Source organism: Spirosoma lacussanchae (assembly GCF_005870035.1).
Taxonomy (GTDB): Bacteria; Bacteroidota; Bacteroidia; order Cytophagales; family Spirosomataceae; genus Spirosoma; species Spirosoma lacussanchae.
Map to the genome: position 1 here is coordinate 689,157 of NZ_SWJG01000002.1, position 16,571 is coordinate 705,727.

Annotated in this window: 12 protein-coding genes and 1 tRNA gene; 6 read left to right on the top strand and 7 right to left on the bottom strand. The window is 52.7% G+C overall.

Annotated features, from left to right (window positions below; all coding sequences use genetic code 11):
• Nucleotides 1–54 precede the first annotated feature (54 nt).
• Entirely contained in the window at nucleotides 55–726 is a 672-nt protein-coding gene (gene rpe, locus FBR45_RS13205; RefSeq protein ID WP_138503026.1) for a ribulose-phosphate 3-epimerase, read from the bottom strand.
• A 119-nt stretch (nucleotides 727–845) separates the two neighbouring features.
• On the opposite strand from rpe, the gene ligA reads away from it, so the two are divergent.
• On the top strand, nucleotides 846–2,921 hold the full coding sequence (ligA, locus tag FBR45_RS13210; protein ID WP_138503029.1) for an NAD-dependent DNA ligase LigA: 2,076 nt from the start codon (nucleotides 846–848) through the stop codon (nucleotides 2,919–2,921).
• A gap of 68 nt (nucleotides 2,922–2,989) precedes the next feature.
• Nucleotides 2,990–3,889, top strand: coding sequence for a 4-hydroxy-tetrahydrodipicolinate synthase (gene dapA / locus FBR45_RS13215; RefSeq protein ID WP_138503031.1), 900 nt, complete (start codon nucleotides 2,990–2,992; stop codon nucleotides 3,887–3,889).
• Nucleotides 3,890–4,036: 147 nt separating this feature from the next.
• Here the strand turns inward: dapA and FBR45_RS13220 are convergent, their stop codons facing one another.
• From FBR45_RS13220 to FBR45_RS13230, 3 genes are all read right to left on the bottom strand, one after another.
• Nucleotides 4,037–4,231: a hypothetical protein gene (locus FBR45_RS13220; protein ID WP_138503033.1), complete on the bottom strand. Its 195-nt coding sequence runs from the start codon at nucleotides 4,229–4,231 to the stop codon at nucleotides 4,037–4,039.
• A gap of 94 nt (nucleotides 4,232–4,325) precedes the next feature.
• Entirely contained in the window at nucleotides 4,326–6,530 is a 2,205-nt protein-coding gene (locus tag FBR45_RS13225; protein WP_138503035.1) for a carbohydrate binding family 9 domain-containing protein, read from the bottom strand.
• Between the two features lie 123 nt (nucleotides 6,531–6,653).
• On the bottom strand, nucleotides 6,654–9,227 hold the full coding sequence (locus FBR45_RS13230; RefSeq protein ID WP_138503038.1) for a M14 family metallopeptidase: 2,574 nt from the start codon (nucleotides 9,225–9,227) through the stop codon (nucleotides 6,654–6,656).
• Nucleotides 9,228–9,407: 180 nt separating this feature from the next.
• Here FBR45_RS13230 and FBR45_RS13235 point away from each other — a divergent pair.
• From FBR45_RS13235 to FBR45_RS13245, 3 genes are all read left to right on the top strand, one after another.
• A tRNA-Glu gene (locus FBR45_RS13235) sits at nucleotides 9,408–9,479 on the top strand.
• A gap of 135 nt (nucleotides 9,480–9,614) precedes the next feature.
• The gene (locus tag FBR45_RS13240; RefSeq protein ID WP_138503040.1) at nucleotides 9,615–9,974 is read left to right on the top strand and encodes an Arm DNA-binding domain-containing protein; all 360 of its coding nucleotides are present in this window, start codon (nucleotides 9,615–9,617) and stop codon (nucleotides 9,972–9,974) included.
• A 170-nt stretch (nucleotides 9,975–10,144) separates the two neighbouring features.
• Nucleotides 10,145–10,411 (top strand): hypothetical protein, encoded by a 267-nt coding sequence (locus tag FBR45_RS13245; RefSeq protein ID WP_138503042.1) that lies wholly within the window; start codon nucleotides 10,145–10,147, stop codon nucleotides 10,409–10,411.
• Between the two features lie 358 nt (nucleotides 10,412–10,769).
• Here FBR45_RS13245 and FBR45_RS13250 read toward each other — a convergent pair whose 3' ends face one another.
• Nucleotides 10,770–12,053, bottom strand: coding sequence for a Y-family DNA polymerase (locus FBR45_RS13250; protein WP_138503044.1), 1,284 nt, complete (start codon nucleotides 12,051–12,053; stop codon nucleotides 10,770–10,772).
• Entirely contained in the window at nucleotides 12,050–12,496 is a 447-nt protein-coding gene (locus FBR45_RS13255) for a LexA family protein (protein WP_246082225.1), read from the bottom strand. The genes FBR45_RS13250 and FBR45_RS13255 overlap by 4 nt, the downstream gene beginning before the upstream one ends.
• Nucleotides 12,497–13,455: 959 nt before the next feature.
• Between FBR45_RS13255 and FBR45_RS13260 the strand changes: the two genes are divergently transcribed.
• Nucleotides 13,456–14,952, top strand: coding sequence for a hypothetical protein (locus tag FBR45_RS13260; protein ID WP_138503048.1), 1,497 nt, complete (start codon nucleotides 13,456–13,458; stop codon nucleotides 14,950–14,952).
• A 607-nt stretch (nucleotides 14,953–15,559) separates the two neighbouring features.
• Here the strand turns inward: FBR45_RS13260 and FBR45_RS13265 are convergent.
• Nucleotides 15,560–16,150, bottom strand: coding sequence for a hypothetical protein (locus FBR45_RS13265; protein ID WP_138503050.1), 591 nt, complete (start codon nucleotides 16,148–16,150; stop codon nucleotides 15,560–15,562).
• Between the last annotated feature and the right edge of the window lie 421 nt (nucleotides 16,151–16,571).

Consider the following 16,571-nt stretch of genomic DNA (forward strand, 5'->3'; position numbering starts at 1 on the left):
TTCTGTTGTTAGGTCGCCGTAAAGCGCGCTACGTTACGGGGTTGTTTGTCGCACTCAGGCCATCGTTGGCCGATGGCTGTTTTTTAGCTGCTGAACCGCTTCGATCGGATCGGCAGCCCGAAACACCGAGTTCCCTGCTACCAGGATATCGGCCCCGGCCTGGAGTAAAGCCGCAGCATTACCCACCCCTACTCCGCCATCTACTTCGATCAGCGCAGCCGATTGGTTAGCCGTCAGCATTTGTTTGAGCCGGGTTATTTTGGGGAGAGTATGCGGAATAAACGCCTGCCCGCCAAAGCCCGGATTGACCGACATGATCAGCACCACATCAATCAGCTCCAGCACATCGATCAGACCTTCGACGGGCGTGTGGGGGTTCAGCGCTACGCCCGCCTGGCAACCGCGCTCACGAATGTGCGTCAGCGTACGATGGAGGTGGGTACAGGCTTCATGGTGAACGTGGATAATGGCTGCCCCCCCGTCGGCAAATGCATCGATATACCGGTCGGGCTGAACAATCATCAGATGAACGTCCAGGGGCTTCTGGCAGTGTGTGCGGGCTGCTTCCAGAAGGGGGAAACCAAATGAGATATTGGGAACAAACTCGCCATCCATCACATCGAAGTGCAGATAATCGGCCTCACTGCGGTTGATCAGGTTCAGGTCACGTTGCAGATTGGCAAAGTCGGCTGCGAGTAGAGAAGGGGCGATGAGAGGCTGTGACATACCACTATTTTTGTCTCGTAAAAGTACTTTTTTTTGGCCGAACGAAGAAACAATACCCATATTGCCGGCTTAAAACCTATCGGGTTTTGAGTGATTGGCTACAAACTGCCTACTGCCTTATGACACCCCAGCAACGAATTGCCGAATTAACAGAACAACTGAATCACTACAACTATCAATACTATCAAAATAGCACGTCGGAGGTCGACGATTTTACCTTCGATAAGCTGCTGGACGAGCTGACCAACCTCGAAAAACAGTACCCCGAATACCGGCAGGCCGACAGTCCTACTCAGCGGGTAGGCGGTACCGTAAGCAAGGATTTTGCTACCGTATACCACCGTTTTCCTATGCTGTCGCTGGGTAACACTTATTCGGAGGAAGAGCTGGTCGAGTTCGATACCCGCGTCAGGAAGGGGCTCGACGGGGCTGATGTCGAGTATATCTGCGAATTGAAATTCGACGGTGTGGCCCTCAGCCTGACCTATGAAAACGGGGTGCTGGTGCAGGGCGCCACCCGGGGCGATGGGGTGCGGGGCGACGATATTACCCATAACATCCGGACCATTCGTACGGTGCCGTTGCGAATTCCGGCTGCGCTGAACCCACCGGCTCTGTTTGAGGTGCGGGGCGAGGGATTTTTGCCACTGGCCGAGTTTGAGCGCATCAACAAAGAACGCGAGGACATTGGCGAGCCGCTGCTGGCTAACCCACGCAACGCAGCCTCGGGAACCTTCAAGCAACAGGACTCAACGGCCGTAGCCAAACGCCGGCTCGACTGCTATCTGTATTCATTTTTATCCGAACCGGCTCCCGATGGTACGTCGCTCTTCAAAACCCACGAAGAAAGCCTGGTGGCCATGAAGGCGTGGGGGTTCAACGTATCGCCTACCTGGAAAAAATGCGCCGACATCCGCGAGGTGATGCTGTACATCAACGAGTGGGAAACCAAACGATTTGATCTGCCCCTCGGCACCGACGGAATCGTGATTAAGGTGAACCGGTATGACCAGCAGCAGGAGCTGGGGTATACGGCCAAAAGCCCGCGCTGGGCCATTGCCTTCAAATACAAAGCCATGGCGGCCAGCACTACCCTGAATGCCATCAACTACCAGGTGGGTCGAACGGGAGCGGTTACCCCGGTCGCCCTGCTAACCCCGGTGCTGCTGGCCGGTACCGTTGTCAAGCGGGCCTCGCTGCATAACGCCAACGAAATTGCCCGGCTGGGGGTCATGCTGCATGATACGGTCTTCATCGAAAAAGGGGGCGAGATTATTCCGAAGGTAACGGGCGTTGACCTGAGCAAACGAACCGGGCAAACCGAGCCTATCAGTTACCCAACCGAATGTCCCGCCTGCGGCACCCCGCTGGTCAGGCGCGAGGGAGAGGCTCATTTTTATTGTACCAATACCAACGGCTGTCCTCCGCAGCGGCAGGCGCGTTTTGAGCACTTTATCCAGCGCCGGGCCATGAACATCGAAAGCCTGGGCGAAGGGAAAATACAGCTGCTGATTGAGCGGGGACTGGTGCAGACCCCCGCCGATCTCTACGACCTGACCAACGCCGACCTGCTGGGCCTCGAAAAAGCGTACCCCGCCGACAGCGGCCCGGAAGAAACCGGAAAGGTGCGGGTGGTGAAGTTTGGTCAGAAAACCGTCGATAATATCCTGACCGCCATTGACCGATCCAAAGGACAGTCGTTTGCCAACGTGCTGTTTGCGCTGGGTATCCGGTACGTAGGCAACACGACTGCCGAACGCCTGTCCGACTATTTTGGCAACATCGATGAGCTGATGACTGCCTCGCTCGAAACCCTGGCCAATGTGCCGGACGTCGGTCCGCGAATTGCCCAGAGTCTGGTTGAGTGGTTCTCGGAAGCTGACAACCGGCTTTATGTAGAACGGCTGCGGGCAGCCGGATTAACTATGGTCGGCGAACGTAAGGTAGTCGAGGCCCTGAGTGATACACTGGCGGGCAAAACATTTCTGTACACCGGCACCTTTGCCAACTATAGCCGCGAGCAACTCGAAGCCGAAATAGCTGCCCATGGTGGTAAGCTGCTCAGCGGGGTCTCTAAAAAACTCAACTATCTGATTGTGGGCGAGAATGCCGGCCCCTCCAAAGTCAGCAAGGCCCAGCAACTGGGGGTGAGCATGATCAGTGAAGATGAGTTTAGTGCTATGCTGAACGTATAGCTGTTTACTAGCTATTTCCCGCTTAATTTCCTGTAACTTTGTTGTCAAATTAGTCCGTGCGGCACATCATGACCACTCAATTTCACGGCGTTGGCGTCGCCATTGTGACGCCCTTCAACGCTGATCATTCCATTGACTTCGACGGCTTCGGCCGCATCATCCGGCATGTCTCCGACGGGGGCGTCCGGTATATCGTCCTGCAGGGCACTACCGGCGAGTCGCCAACGGTGACCAAGCAGGAGAAAGCCCAGCTGCTTCAATACCTTAAAGAAAACAACCCCCGTCACCTGCCCATCGTATTCGGGGTCGGTGGTAACGTGACGGCCGATGTGGTATCGGGTATGAAATCCATCGATTTTGAAGGGGTCGATGCTATCCTGTCGGTTTGCCCGTATTACAACAAACCTGGCAAACGGGGCGTCATCGAGCACTTTACGCGCGTGGCCGATGCCAGCCCGGTTCCGGTTATTCTCTATAATATTCCGTTCCGGACGGGCATCAACATGACGGCAGAAACGATCTGCGAACTGGCGCAGCACCCCAACATCATCGGGGTGAAAGAAGCCTCCTGCGTGATTGAACAGTGTATGGAGATCGTGCGTGATAAACCCGACGATTTTCTGCTCATTTCGGGCGACGATGTGCAGGGTGTTCCGATTATCAGCATTGGTGGCGTAGGCGTCATGTCGGTCATCGCCAATGCGTTTCCGGCGAAGTTCTCAGCCATGATTGATGCGGCCCTACAGGGCGACTTTGCATTGGCCCAGAAAGAACTTGGCCATTTCCTGCGTATTGATCCGCTGCTCTACGAAGAAGGCAACCCCGTTGGGGTAAAGAGTATCCTGGAGATCATGGGGCTGATTTCGGCCGAGGTTCGTCTACCCCTCATGCGTGCTTCCGATGAGCTGAGCGAACGCCAGCGGGCCGTACTGCAACGCGATGGGCTGCTGGAACTGGTAACCCAATAAACAGTCAGACTGATAAGCCAGGAGCGCCGGACCCGCCAGGTCTGGCGCTCCTGTTGTTTACGGACCACACCTGCATCTGGTAGCTGGTGCGGGTAACAGTCATCCAGCCAAACCATGCAGGTTCAGCTGGATGACCAGAAAGGCGATTTAAACGTTGCGCCGGCCGCCCCCGAAGAGTTTGGATACCAGCCAGATGATCAGAACAAGTACAATAACTACGCCTATAATGCCTGTATAGGCACCGGCTTTAAAAATATCACCAACGAGTTCACAACTGGTCAGCGAGAAAGTGAGCAGCAAGGCCACAGCGGCCATGGGGAAGAAACGGAGCAGAGTTTTCATGAACGTTGACTGTCAGTACTGTATAGATGTTAAAGGGCCAGCCGGCCCGTTTTCATCTAACCAGCCCCACCCGCGTTTGTTCGACTACGCCGGATCAGATGTTCCACCAGTATGTCCATTTGAGCACCAGCGCCCGGTTTCTGACCGAGAACAGGCCGGGCACATCCTGCCCAATCTGAGCGGCACCGGGCAGGTAGTTGTCGGTGTAAACCAGGAAAAAATCAGAGGCTGGCTTGTACCGCCACTGAACCCGGGCGTTTACGTTCATATTCTGCTGCTGCTCGTTGTACTGCACGAACGTAGTCAAGTATAGGGTGTTGGTCATCGTTACATCGAACCGCGGACCAACCAGCCAGAACGTTGTCTGGCCCCAGGGCTGGGGTAGCCGGATATCGTTGTAGCTGGCGCTTACCGCCAGACTGACATAGGGCTGAAACCGGTAACCGGCATCGGCGGTCAGGTTCAGGCGGGTGCCGTTGGCGTAATAGCCGCCGTATCGGGACGTGAACCCGTACGTGAATAAACTCTGAGGTTTTGAGATAAACTGGGTGCCCCAGGCATTCCAGCGGTGTTCAGTGCCGGTATTCAGCGTTGCGCGGTTAGTGTTTGTCGGATCGAACGGACTCAGCAGCCGTACGAAGTCAGTGGCTACCCAGCCCGTCAGCGTGGCCCGGCTGCGGAACGTGATCAGGTAACTCAGCAGGCTTTCACTGTCACTTTTACGCCCTTCCGGATCGAAAAAATGGGTAGACTGAACCTGGGGGCCATGGCTCAGCACCTGGCTGCCGCTGGGGAAGAAGGTGTAGCCAACAGTGCCGGTAGCCCGCTGATACCCCCGGCGTGGCACATAGCCCGCTTCGGCCGTATAATTTTTACCTACTGCTTCGAGCTGACCGCCAATGAGCCACTGCCGGCTGTTGTACTGGAGATTACCGGCATAGACGGCATCGCTGCCCGAAGCCCCCGGCTGAAACGATTTCAGGAATAGGGCTTTCCCCGACCACAGGTTATTGGATGACGCCAGGTTGTACTCGACGCCCAGATTCCGATTATACCGGGAGTAGGCCGGGACATCGGCAACGGGCTGGTAGTTCAGCGATTGCTTATTGACAAACAGAACGCCGATGTTCGAGCGGGCAAAGATGCGCCGTTGCAGGGCTAGTACGGCAAAGTTCTGCGCGGGCAGGGCCAGGTCATCTACCCGTCCCGTCTGCATGTCCATCAGCCCCAGTCGCCAGTCTTTGTTGAGCTTGCCGCTCAAACGGGCTCCGAACCGGATTGGAACCCCGCCCAGCCCGATTCTCCGGCTGAAGAACGGACGTATGGTCGCGTAACCGAAGTTGGTGAACTGATCGCCGTTTTCAAGAAAAAACTGCCGCCGTTCCGGAAAGAACAGCTCGAAGCGGTCGAGGTTGGTCACCTGCTGGTCAACGTCAACCTGCGAGAAGTCAGGGTTGACCGTCAGGTCCAGATTCAGCGAGGAGGTAACGGCTACTTTGGCATCCAGCCCGGCATCGAAGCGGCCCGTGGTCGGTATGCTGCGTTCGTAATCGCGCGTCAGGCCCGCCAGCATGTACGGAATGATGGAAATATTAGGACCGGGGTTTGGGGGAGGCTGGTCCCAGACGAGTACGCCCGTATAAGCCAGCGATGCCGTCGGGAACTGCCGCTGAACGGGTGCCCAGGCCGACTTCTCGGTCGTTTTAAGGTCCTGGCGGCTGAAGTTGATGCCCCAGCGGGTGATGCCCTGTTTATAACGAATAGTTTTGAACGGAATCGCCATTTCCAGCACATACCGGTCCGGATAGTTACGGACCGACGATGTCCACTTGTTATCCCAGCTCAGGTTGGCTTTGCTACCTTCGTACAGGAGCCCATCCCACTGCGCTCCAACGGCGTTGGTGCCGAAGGTGAACCCGTTGGTCTGGTCGTCGAAGGTATCCATGAAAAAGATAAAGTTGTCATTGCGGCCGAAGTTCCAGTCGCGCCGGAGCGACTCGACAATGTAAGGCCCCGACCGGTTACCGTGGTGACAAACGGCACTCAGATACAAATTTCGGTCATCGTAGGTCATACGCACCTCGGTTTGAACCTGTGCCCGACTGGTATCCATAGGCAGCACCATCCAGAAATTATCGGCTACCTCGGCGTCCTGCCAGGCGGGTTCATCGACCTGACCATCGACCACCACCGGCGAAGCGGCCCGGCTGATGTGAAGCTGGTATGACTCATTCTTTTTCTGTGCCAGCAGAGGAACGCTGAGCAGCAGGGGGATTAACGAAAGCAGTAGAGGTCGCACTAATCAATGGGATTGGCGTATATGGATGAAGAAGTACCGGGTTGACTAATTATACCGGATAGGTAATACAAAGACGCAACGACCCGGGGGCCGTTGCGTCCTGCCTAGCTGGTTTACACCGTATTAGTTGCCAACCATAAATACCGCGTTGCCGAAGAGCAGCTTCCCGTTATACCAGAAACCCCGGAAGAGTGGGTCATCGGCCAGGTAAACCACGCTGCCACGTCCGTAATTCTGGACGCCCATCAGCAGGGTATTTTTGAGTTTTTCCTTCGCGTTCTTACCCGAAAAACCAGCCACGTAGTTGTCTGATTTGAGATAGCCCACGTTCCAGCCATCTTTCAGAAAATCGAAATTATAGGCGTTCTGCACCAGCGTGTAATACCCGTTGGTCAGGCCAAAGCCCAGCGGGTGAGACGAGTCGATATTGACGCGGTAGATACTGCCCGGTGTCTCGTCCGAAATAGCGGTCCGTTCGCGGTCGCCGTAAAGTTTGAGCGAGTCGGCGGCATTGCCTTTTTTCTCTTTGTCTTTAGCCGCCTTGTCTTCTTTTTCTTTCAGGTCAAACCCGTCTTTACCGGCCAGGAAAGCGGTAGCCCGCTCGAGCGCAATGAGCTTACCCCCCGACTGAATCCAGCCTTTGACAGCGGCCAGCACACGATCGTTGAGGAACCGGCCGTAATTGTAATTCGTCGGCAGAATCAGCACGTCGAGCTTATTCCAGTCAACGCTGCCGAGTGCGTTGGCGTCGATAACCGAGATGGGGTAATTGAGCTCCTGATCGAAGTAATGCCATACCTCACCCGCAGCCGGTGGGAGGGTGCCATCGCCCACGACTACGGCTACGCGCGGAGCCTTCAGGGCGGTTACGAAGTCAGAGCCAAAATCAGATCCTTTCGTGACAAAACCTGTTTGTACGGGTGTCAGGTCGGCACCGGTGCGGGTGGCTTCGGCGCGAACCAGGGCATCCAGCCGGTCGCCGAAACGTTCGTTGCCAGCCCGGGTCACAATGAGCGTACCAGAGGGGTACGTTTTGCCTTCCAGCTCGAACGGCTTTTCGGCCGCCCGCACCCGTATTTTCTGTTTCAGCAGCCCCGCCAGCATCTGTACCGCGGGCATCGACTGCCAGCGAACGACGTAGGCATAAGGCTTCGTGGTCGATAGCGCTGGGGCGGCAGCTGCCGCAGGCGCCGTGGCCGATGGAGTCAGGCGGGTGGTCAGGCCGTACGTCTGCAGGCCGAACGCGTAGGGCATTGACCAGGCCGTGATGTCGTAGGTGGCCGAATCTTCGAGGGCCGAGTTGGGCTCGAACAGGATTTTCAGCAGGGTCGATTTGGGCTGATAGGCGCTGATGACTACATCTTCGGGAGCGATCGAAACGCTTTTCTCGTTCTTCTGGCTCGTGTAGTTAAAGCCGGGGAGGGTCTGGGCTTTACCGGCATACCCATAGCTGATCTTGTTCCGGTCGAGCAGCTGCTGGAGGGCCTTCAGCCGACCCGCGTCGCCGTTGGCTTTGATGACATAGCTTTTATAAGCGCCAATGGGCTTATTGCGGGCGTTGTCGAAGAACTGACCGAACTCCTTAACCACATCCGGAGCGCGGTCGGCTACGGACTCGAGGGTAGCGATGCTGGCCGTTACGTGGTGATCGATGCGTTGCCGCAGGGTAAGGGTATCGCCGTCGGCTTTTTCGATGGACAGACCGGCCCGACCGCTGCCGCCCTGTTCGTAGGTCATGCCAATGGCGCCGTTGTAGGTAGGGTAGGTGTCGCCGTAGCTGGGGTAGAAGAGGTCGAACCGCTCGCGGGTGTAGTAGAGCCAGCCGTTGCGGTCAAAATAGCGGCTGCAATACTGGCCGATTGTCTGCTGGAAATCGCGCTGGAACTTGGTGATGTCCTCGTGATAAGGTTTGGCCGAAGGCGCAAAGTAATACGGGCTCTCGACGCCCATTTCGTGGAAGTCGCCGTGCAGGTGGGGCATCCATTGCTGGTACAGTGCCATCCGCTGTTGCGTAATTTCCTGCGTTTGCCAGGCCCAGTCGCGGTTGGGGTCAAACAGGTAATGGGTATAGCGACCACCGGGCCAGGGCTCGTTGTGTTCGCGGGCTGCGGGGGTTGGGTCAGCCGCGCGGCCCATCATCTGGTTGTACCAGTTCACATACCGATCGTGGCCGTCGGGGTTGAGACCCGGATCGAGGATGACTACCGTTGCGTTCATCACTTTCTGCGAAACAGGATTGGCGGGGTCCAGCAGCTGGTACAGCACATCCATAAACGCTTCGGAGCTTACGGCTTCGTTGCCGTGAACGTTGTAGCTCAACCAGGCGATGGCGGGCTGGGCAGCGCTGGATGGACTACCCTCCAGCATGCCAATGCGTTTGAGGTTATTGGTCCGGATTTCATCGAGCCGGCTCAGGTTGGCCTCCGACGCAATGGCTACGACCATCAGCTGACGACCTTCGTAGGTGGTACCGTACGGAATTAGGCGAACCCGGTTGGGGGCCTGCCGGGCTACCTGTTCGGCGTAGGCCAGCACGCGATGATGTGGCGTGAACCGATCCCCGACTTTATAGCCCAGGAACTGAGCGGGTGAGTCGATGCGGGAGGAGGCAGGTGATGAAGCGGTGGGGGCTGTGGTCTGGGCTGATACCGACAAGGCAGCTGCCAGCCACAGGGCAAGTACTAAAACGTGTTTCATGAAGGTGAAAAAAAATTGAAAGGCTAACCTCCTCAAAAATAGGAGTAAAACGTTCAGGAAGCGGTTTTTTGAAAAAATTTTGACTCCTGCTATTGCATTTTAAGATCGCTGCCGTACTTTTGCACCACGATTCGACAACGCAGCGGCTGAAAACTCAAGCGTTGGGTCTTTCACAAAGACGGCCGATTCGTCTAGCGGTTAGGACATCGCCCTTTCACGGCGGTAACACGGGTTCGATTCCCGTATCGGTCACAACTTACGCTACACAAGTTGTAGAAAAAAGCGCAAATCAAGCTGATTTGCGCTTTTTTTCGTTTCCTGGGTCTATGTTCACTACATGACTTGTTGGTATATACTACGTACAGTTTCCGACCAACGATCCGACCAATGAACGAAATCTACTTTAAGCAGAAAATCAGCAAGCAGGACCGGTCGGGCTTTGCACCGATATTCCTGGAATTTAACCATAATGGGAGTACTCTCGTACTGTCAACCGGCGAGAAGTGCAAGCCGTCGGACTGGAATCAGGAGGCCCAAAAATTCCGTAGGTCGATGCCTGGCTACCAACAGGCCAACGAGTCATTGGAGCGGCTACGGGATAAACTACGCACGGCGTATCGGGATGCCCGAAACGCGGATGTACCTATCACCAATGATTTCCTGCATACTGCCGTATCGGGTCGGTCAGGAACAGCAGGTTTCCCGCTACGAGTTTGGTGGCATGAGCAGCGGTGTTGTGAGTGCTAATTTCTGGTTAGAAGAAGCTATACCTTTGTTAAGACATCGTCTTATGCTGTTTCGGGAGGGGGACTTGTAATGCGTTGGTGTAGACACTGATCCCGGCCAACTGACGAAAGGGTTAGTTACAGGTGTTACTGTATCGTTTCGTAGCCGGATGAACGCCTGAATGAATTAAAATGAAAATACTTCAGGATTTTAATTTTAGTGGCTTTTCCGCCCTTGAATCAGTATTGGAGAAAACGTATGGGGGTGTCGCTCAGGCATTAGCCAGTTTAACGCTCTTCGCGCATCCAGAAACAGTTGCTCAAATAGGAAACAGGGCTCTGTTTCCAATAATCCGCGCAACGGCTGTCTCTCAGCGTGGTAGTGTTCTGGCAGACAAAAAATTGGTGTTATGTGACAATACAATTGTCAAGACGCCTTTCTTTGGACACATTCACTGACGTATGGACAGTGTAAAGATGTACAGTTCAATCATGTCTATTCGATCAATGAGCCTGATTACTATACATCACTGGCTAATATCTGTGTAACCCCGGTTTTTCTGGCTAAGCTGACGGACACTCACGAAGAATTTAAGGCAATACTCAGATATCAGGTTTACGCCTGTTATGGCTTTGTACCGACTGGCTTTGCGGTGCCGGAGAAACCCGCTGTTTATGATCAGTTAGAATGGGCCCCGTTTATGCCAGTTGTCAACAATCTGGCTGATGTTATCCGTAAACGGTTAGTCAAACGAAAGAAGGCCAGGGCTGCTATTGCTGTAGAAAACTTCGGTTGGATATTCTCGAATGATGCAGTTTAACGAACGCTCAGGATCTCCCTCCATCTCGTCGTGTAATTTGGCGATATCCACTGCCGTTTGTGATGCCACTCCGGATTGTAGCCCGCATCGGCCAGTCTCACCTTGTCGCGGCCGTGCCGGTGATTGATCTTGTCTACAACTTTTGATAAGCTGGCCAGCCGCTGATCAGGCGCATCAGAAAATAGTGCCTGTTGCTGGTGGCCAGCCGGAACGAGGCCCGACAGAATCACGCCCACTTTCTGATACTCGTACCCAAAGGCGTAGATCGCCTGCAGGGCCGCCTGCGCGTAGCGGACCAGCTCGGGCGTGCTGCTGGTGGCATGAGGCAGGATAACCGTTCGGCTATCGGCGTACTGTTTGGCGGGTAGACCGTTACCAGGCGTTTTCCTAAACCGATTCGTATGCAGAAAGATGCTCAACGCACCGGCGGCTGACTCCTGTTTGCGGAGTTTCTCGGCCGCGCGGCCGACGTGCGTGGTCAGCGCTTCCGTGATGGTGGCCAGATCAGGAATCAGCTTGCCGAAGCTGGGAGCCGTACAAATCGTTTGTTTCGGCTGGTGCTCCAGCTCCAGCAGCTTGCAGGGGGTGCCCCGCAGCTCATACGCCAGGCGGAGTCCGTTGACTGTCAGCTTTGCGTTGATCCAGTCATCGGGCAGGGCCGCAAACTGAGCAGCGGTGCGGATGCCGTTGCGCTTCAGCATGCCCGCATACCGCCAGCCGATGCCCCACAGATCCGCTACGTCGAAGGTCTGCAGCGCATCATCAATGGCAGCTTTTGTATCGAGCATGAATACCCCGTTATGGCCAGGCTCCCGCTTGGCATACCAGTTGGCTACTTTCGCCAGCGTCTTCGTTGGCGCCAGGCCTACTGACACCGGAATACGTAACCACTGGTTACTGGTTGATCGGATGGTTTGGGCCAGTTCAGTTAGATTCGGGTACAGTTGTTCGTAGCCGCTCAGGTTGAGGAACGCTTCGTCGATGCTGTACACTTCTACCTCCTCGACGAACCGCCCGAGTAGTGCTATTAGTCGAGCCGACATATCACCGTATAACGTATAGTTGGACGAGAACACCGTCAGGTCGTGCTGTTGCCGCAGCTCCTCCAGCTGGAAGAAAGGAACCCCCATTTTGATGCCCAGGGCTTTGGCTTCGTTGGATCGGGCCACTACGCAACCGTCATTGTTCGACAGCACGACGACGGCTTTACCGTTCAGCCTGGGGTCAAAACTGCGCTGGCAGCTGACGTAGAAATTGTTCGCGTCGACGAGTCCGATCATACCGGTTTTTGAATAACGAACGTGACGACGCCGAACACCCGAAAATCATCGCCGGGATGAACGTAGATGGGGTCATATTTCGGGTTGGACGACATGAGTACAATCAGTTCGCCGGCATAGTGGATGCGTTTCACGACATGATCACCGTTCAGCCAGACGACTACGATTTTCCCATCAACGGGCTCCCGCGAGCAGTCGACCACCAGCACGTCGTCCCGATCGATGCGGTCGCCGATCATAGAATCCGATGCTACACGGACAAAATAAGTGGCTTCGGCATTGCTGATGCAGAGGTCGTTGAGATCGCACACGCGCTCCACGTAGTTTTCGGCCGGACTCGGAAAACCAGCTTGGACCAGACTCTGGAAAAAGGGGATGCGCAGCTGGGTCTCTACAGTTGCCCTGGCGAAGTCATATACGCTTAGCCTTTCTTGTCTACGCAATGCCGTCATGTACTTAATTGATTACGGCAGCGATACTAAAGAGTTAAATTATGTAATACAAGTAAAATATAAAAAAATAGGTTTTCATTCCCTACATGCAGTGTTCATTAGCTGGAACTGGTATTCATTTATTACGCCCAGATCGTATAGCATAGTAAAAACATAGTGTCAATCGATTTGGGATGTTTTTTAAGGCAGTCTACCGTTAAGTGGATCAAGGCTGAAGGTGAGCCAGAGTTAATCCGTCAGTTACCAGGTTTGGATGCGCAATAAGATTTTGGATGATGCCCTTTTAGTTTGACGACGGGCTGTCGACTGGCCAGGGTAACTCTACCACACCGCTTATGGAGATTTAAAGATTAAGACACATGAAAACCAATCTGGAATAATTGGGAGCTTATAAATACGCCACCAGCCTTCCGTGGTCCGAATACTAGTAGGTGGCAAAAACTAGCAAATCGATTTGGTATTAAATGAATAACAGATATTAAAATTAGAATTTTTAAAGAATTTTTTGTGTATAAATAAACTTAGTTCAAAATCATGTAAGTACATACATTCTTTCAATTGTTCGATTTAAAACCAGTATTCAAGTAACGAGCAGGGGCGTTACTACACCACATATTGAATAAAATAAGTTCAAACAAATTTATAATTAATCCTATAATTGGGTTAATAAGTTACTCAAACAATCGATTCGGTTGTAGTTTAGCAGGGAAACAGCCTGGCAATAGTTTGACGATTAGAGATGGGGTTCAACGTTTCACTGGTAAATCATCAACATATGTAAAAGCTAGAGATTGACTTGTTATACACCCAAGTCATATCTCGATTTCAAGCACCTTACAATAAGCTGTTACGGCTACTCATTGATCTGGTCTGCGCTACTCAGCCTGGGAAACATCACCTGGGATTCTTGACAATAGTGCCAAGTGCTCAATTCTAAACTCATCAAGATCATGAAAAATTTGTCTTTACTGTCAACGGTATGGGTATTGCTATGTATCCTGTTACCGCTCTCCTGTAATACGGAAATAAATTCACTCGCTCCTGGTAAAATCAAGCAGGGGTCAGCACCCGTCAATCTCAATGGTTTTACAACCTTAGATGATATCCTAACCAGAAATAACGCCTACGCCCGAGCCAGAGATACAACTGGCTTTAATTTCAACACCCACGGTCAGGTCCTGTTGAGGCACATCAAGTATTACTCGGCAACTATTGATCCGTTGACCTACTTACCGGCCGATCAACGAGCCGGGTTCAAGGCTAAGTTTGACGCCTATCAGGCAAAGATCAAGGCCAACCACTGGACTCACGACCAAATAATTGATGACTTGGTAGCGCAGAAGAGCTATACCCAGCGACAGGGGCAAATCATCAAGGAACAGCAGCGTTCGCTTCTCGAGCTGCTAGCTACGCAACCAGATATGCAAAGTGCCTGGGACTGGTTTGCGCAGCGCGAGAAGGAGATCGTGCAGGATAACGTCCTGACCCCCTCCGAGAAAAGTGAGGTCCTTAATCAACGATCGACCGTTAAATATGGCTTACTCTTTCGGTTGGAACAGGCGCCTGCATCAGAAGGCGTTTCTGAACCAAAAGCACGCTCGACCTCTGCTTGCGGATTTTGGGCTAAATTGTATTGCTACGTGGGAACCATCAGCGGGTTATCCTCCACGGGCAATGCCATTGGTGGCGTAGAAGCCATTGTAAAATCCGGGGCTACAATATTGGTGAAAGGCTCAGCGATCGGCGCCATCATCGGCGCTGCTTACGGAACCATACAGGCCTTTACGTCCTGTCAGTGCGATCAGCAGGAGCTAGCCAAATGCGATGCGCCTACAACGGTTTCTTTCCCTTACCGCTGCTACGTACCGGGAGCGGGACTACGATATACGGCAATTGGCTACGGTACGAACGGACCTACTCAGTTCATCTGGAAAATATCGGCCAATGATGATTTAAATAACGTCATCTATGAGAATATTGGTAGCGGTGACTACTTTGATATACCTGGTAATTTAATAACTCAAAATAATGTCAGCACACTCGGGATGCGCGTCACAAGCCAGTGCCATGATACAGGCGTAACCGAGTCTAGACAGTCTGATGCGTTTGGTTGGTTTGATCTGAGTAAGTTGGGCAAGCCTTATTTTACGATATCAGGCGCTGATAATGTGTCACCAGGTCAGTATGCCATGTACGGCGTAGCTGGCTCGTACGAGAATATTGAAGGTAGTGTTACAATTAAATGGGAAGTTATTCCTTCGGGTTACCCCAATTATTCCTTGTCAGGAACATTTTCTAACGGGCAAACGACGATAACAGGGGGTACCTTTGTGGGGGTTCAGTGGAGTTCGAACCAGGGTTATGGGACTATCAAGGTAACGATCACCAGCTATTGTGACGGTGGACAAATTAGTGAAGTTCAGTACCTGAATGTCCGGGCGCAATAATAAAGCCGGACGGTAAGAGCGCAATTAGATGAAGCTAGAAAGGCAGTCCCATTAGGCTGCCTTTCTAGCTTCATCTAATTTATATTCTGAAAAATTAGTGGTGCCCCATTTTTATATGTCAAAAAAGCCCACACTGGGTGGGAGGTAGCTCGGTCAAATCGGCTGTGGAGGCTGCATCAATCCAGAAAAGTAGGTGTCAGCAACGTGCCTGGGGTGGGGTAGATCCGGGCGGTTTTCATTGCTACTTTCTTACCAAGAAAGAGGAAGTAAAAATTTGCCTTGTTAAAACTATATTTTTAGTTGAATAGGCCAAAAAAGGCTTGTAACGTTTGCTACAGGCCTTGACGGGTACACATATGTAGAGGGAATTTTCCGAGGGGTGAGCCGCATACAAGCTCTGAAAACCGGCACGATTGTACGTTTGAAAGGGAAAGAAAACACAGTATTATGTTGATCAATTATTTATCGATTATTCTATTCTTGTAAAGCAGCGTTTAATGGGGTGAGTTTAAGTCTAGTTAACAGCATACGCCCTCTCCAGCACGCTAAACTCCTATCGTTCCTGGCAAAGGTTCAGCGTGCTTTAACATCGATTCCAGCCCTAAGGTTAAAACCGGTAAGCGCCTGTCAAGCCAGCACTCGACGAGTTGAAGCCAGCTTGGAAACGATACAAAGCTGTGCCACTACCAAATGAACCACTAGCCGTGATCGCGGGAATCAGCTCGGCGCTGACATACCACCTGGCATTCAGATTGTACTGTGCACCTAGAACAAAGCCTACGCCGACAGAAGGCGTGACAATGAGCAAACTGGAGCCTGTGTAGGTGGTGCTGGCTCCATTGCCATCACTCACCGTCAAACTGCCTGTGTTGGAGGAGTTCAAGCTCAGACTGGCAATCAGTTCAGTGCCATAAACAAACTGGAGTTTATCAGTAATAGTCCTACGCTTTTCTTTGCCCGCAGCTCCCCCCACGGAGAAGCCGATCAGGTTGTTATTTTGAATAAAGTTGGCACTCAAGTTGCCAAAGGCCAGCCGATACCGGCGGAAAGTATTTTCCTGAAGTTGTTTTTTGTAGACGAGCCCAAAGCTGCTGAAGTCGGTGAGTCGCAAGCCAATTTCTCGCTTCGGAGCGTCCTGGGCAAAGAGAGATGAAGTTAGCAATAAGCAAGCCAGCAACAAGGGAAAGAGAAGTTTCATTGTCGATTAGGTAGATTAGCCTGCAAGTTACGAGTCTTAAAATCAGATCAACCCTTATCGTTTGTTCATTGAAGCAAAGCCTTGAACGCACACTCATCTCACTTTGGGGAGGGAATTTGCAGAACAATAGCGTTTATCCGACTGCGATTTACAAGCTTTTGGAATGGGTCGAAGTCTACGTCAACTGCGTCCGGATCGAGCGGGTAAACTAGGGCCATTTTGCGCTCTAGTTATCATAAGCAAGATTGTACAATAACTCAAAAAAAAGTACAACTCCTGACTACTTTGATCAGTTGGACCTGCTACATTTGACTGGACATTAAGTTAAGTGTGATCTAACTTAGTGAACCATGAAAACCAGCAGAAGACAGTACGACGAGGAGTTCAAACGGATGGCCGTCGAGCTCTCCCTAGCTAAAGA

Coding starts and splice junctions, on each gene's coding strand:
- rpe (WP_138503026.1), bottom strand. CDS start 726: ATGTCACAGCCTCTCATCGCCCCTTCTCTACTCGCAGCCGACTTTGCC.
- ligA (WP_138503029.1), top strand. CDS start 846: ATGACACCCCAGCAACGAATTGCCGAATTAACAGAACAACTGAATCAC.
- dapA (WP_138503031.1), top strand. CDS start 2,990: ATGACCACTCAATTTCACGGCGTTGGCGTCGCCATTGTGACGCCCTTC.
- FBR45_RS13220 (WP_138503033.1), bottom strand. CDS start 4,231: ATGAAAACTCTGCTCCGTTTCTTCCCCATGGCCGCTGTGGCCTTGCTG.
- FBR45_RS13230 (WP_138503038.1), bottom strand. CDS start 9,227: ATGAAACACGTTTTAGTACTTGCCCTGTGGCTGGCAGCTGCCTTGTCG.
- FBR45_RS13240 (WP_138503040.1), top strand. CDS start 9,615: ATGAACGAAATCTACTTTAAGCAGAAAATCAGCAAGCAGGACCGGTCG.
- FBR45_RS13245 (WP_138503042.1), top strand. CDS start 10,145: ATGAAAATACTTCAGGATTTTAATTTTAGTGGCTTTTCCGCCCTTGAA.
- FBR45_RS13250 (WP_138503044.1), bottom strand. CDS start 12,053: ATGATCGGACTCGTCGACGCGAACAATTTCTACGTCAGCTGCCAGCGC.
- FBR45_RS13260 (WP_138503048.1), top strand. CDS start 13,456: ATGAAAAATTTGTCTTTACTGTCAACGGTATGGGTATTGCTATGTATC.
- FBR45_RS13265 (WP_138503050.1), bottom strand. CDS start 16,150: ATGAAACTTCTCTTTCCCTTGTTGCTGGCTTGCTTATTGCTAACTTCA.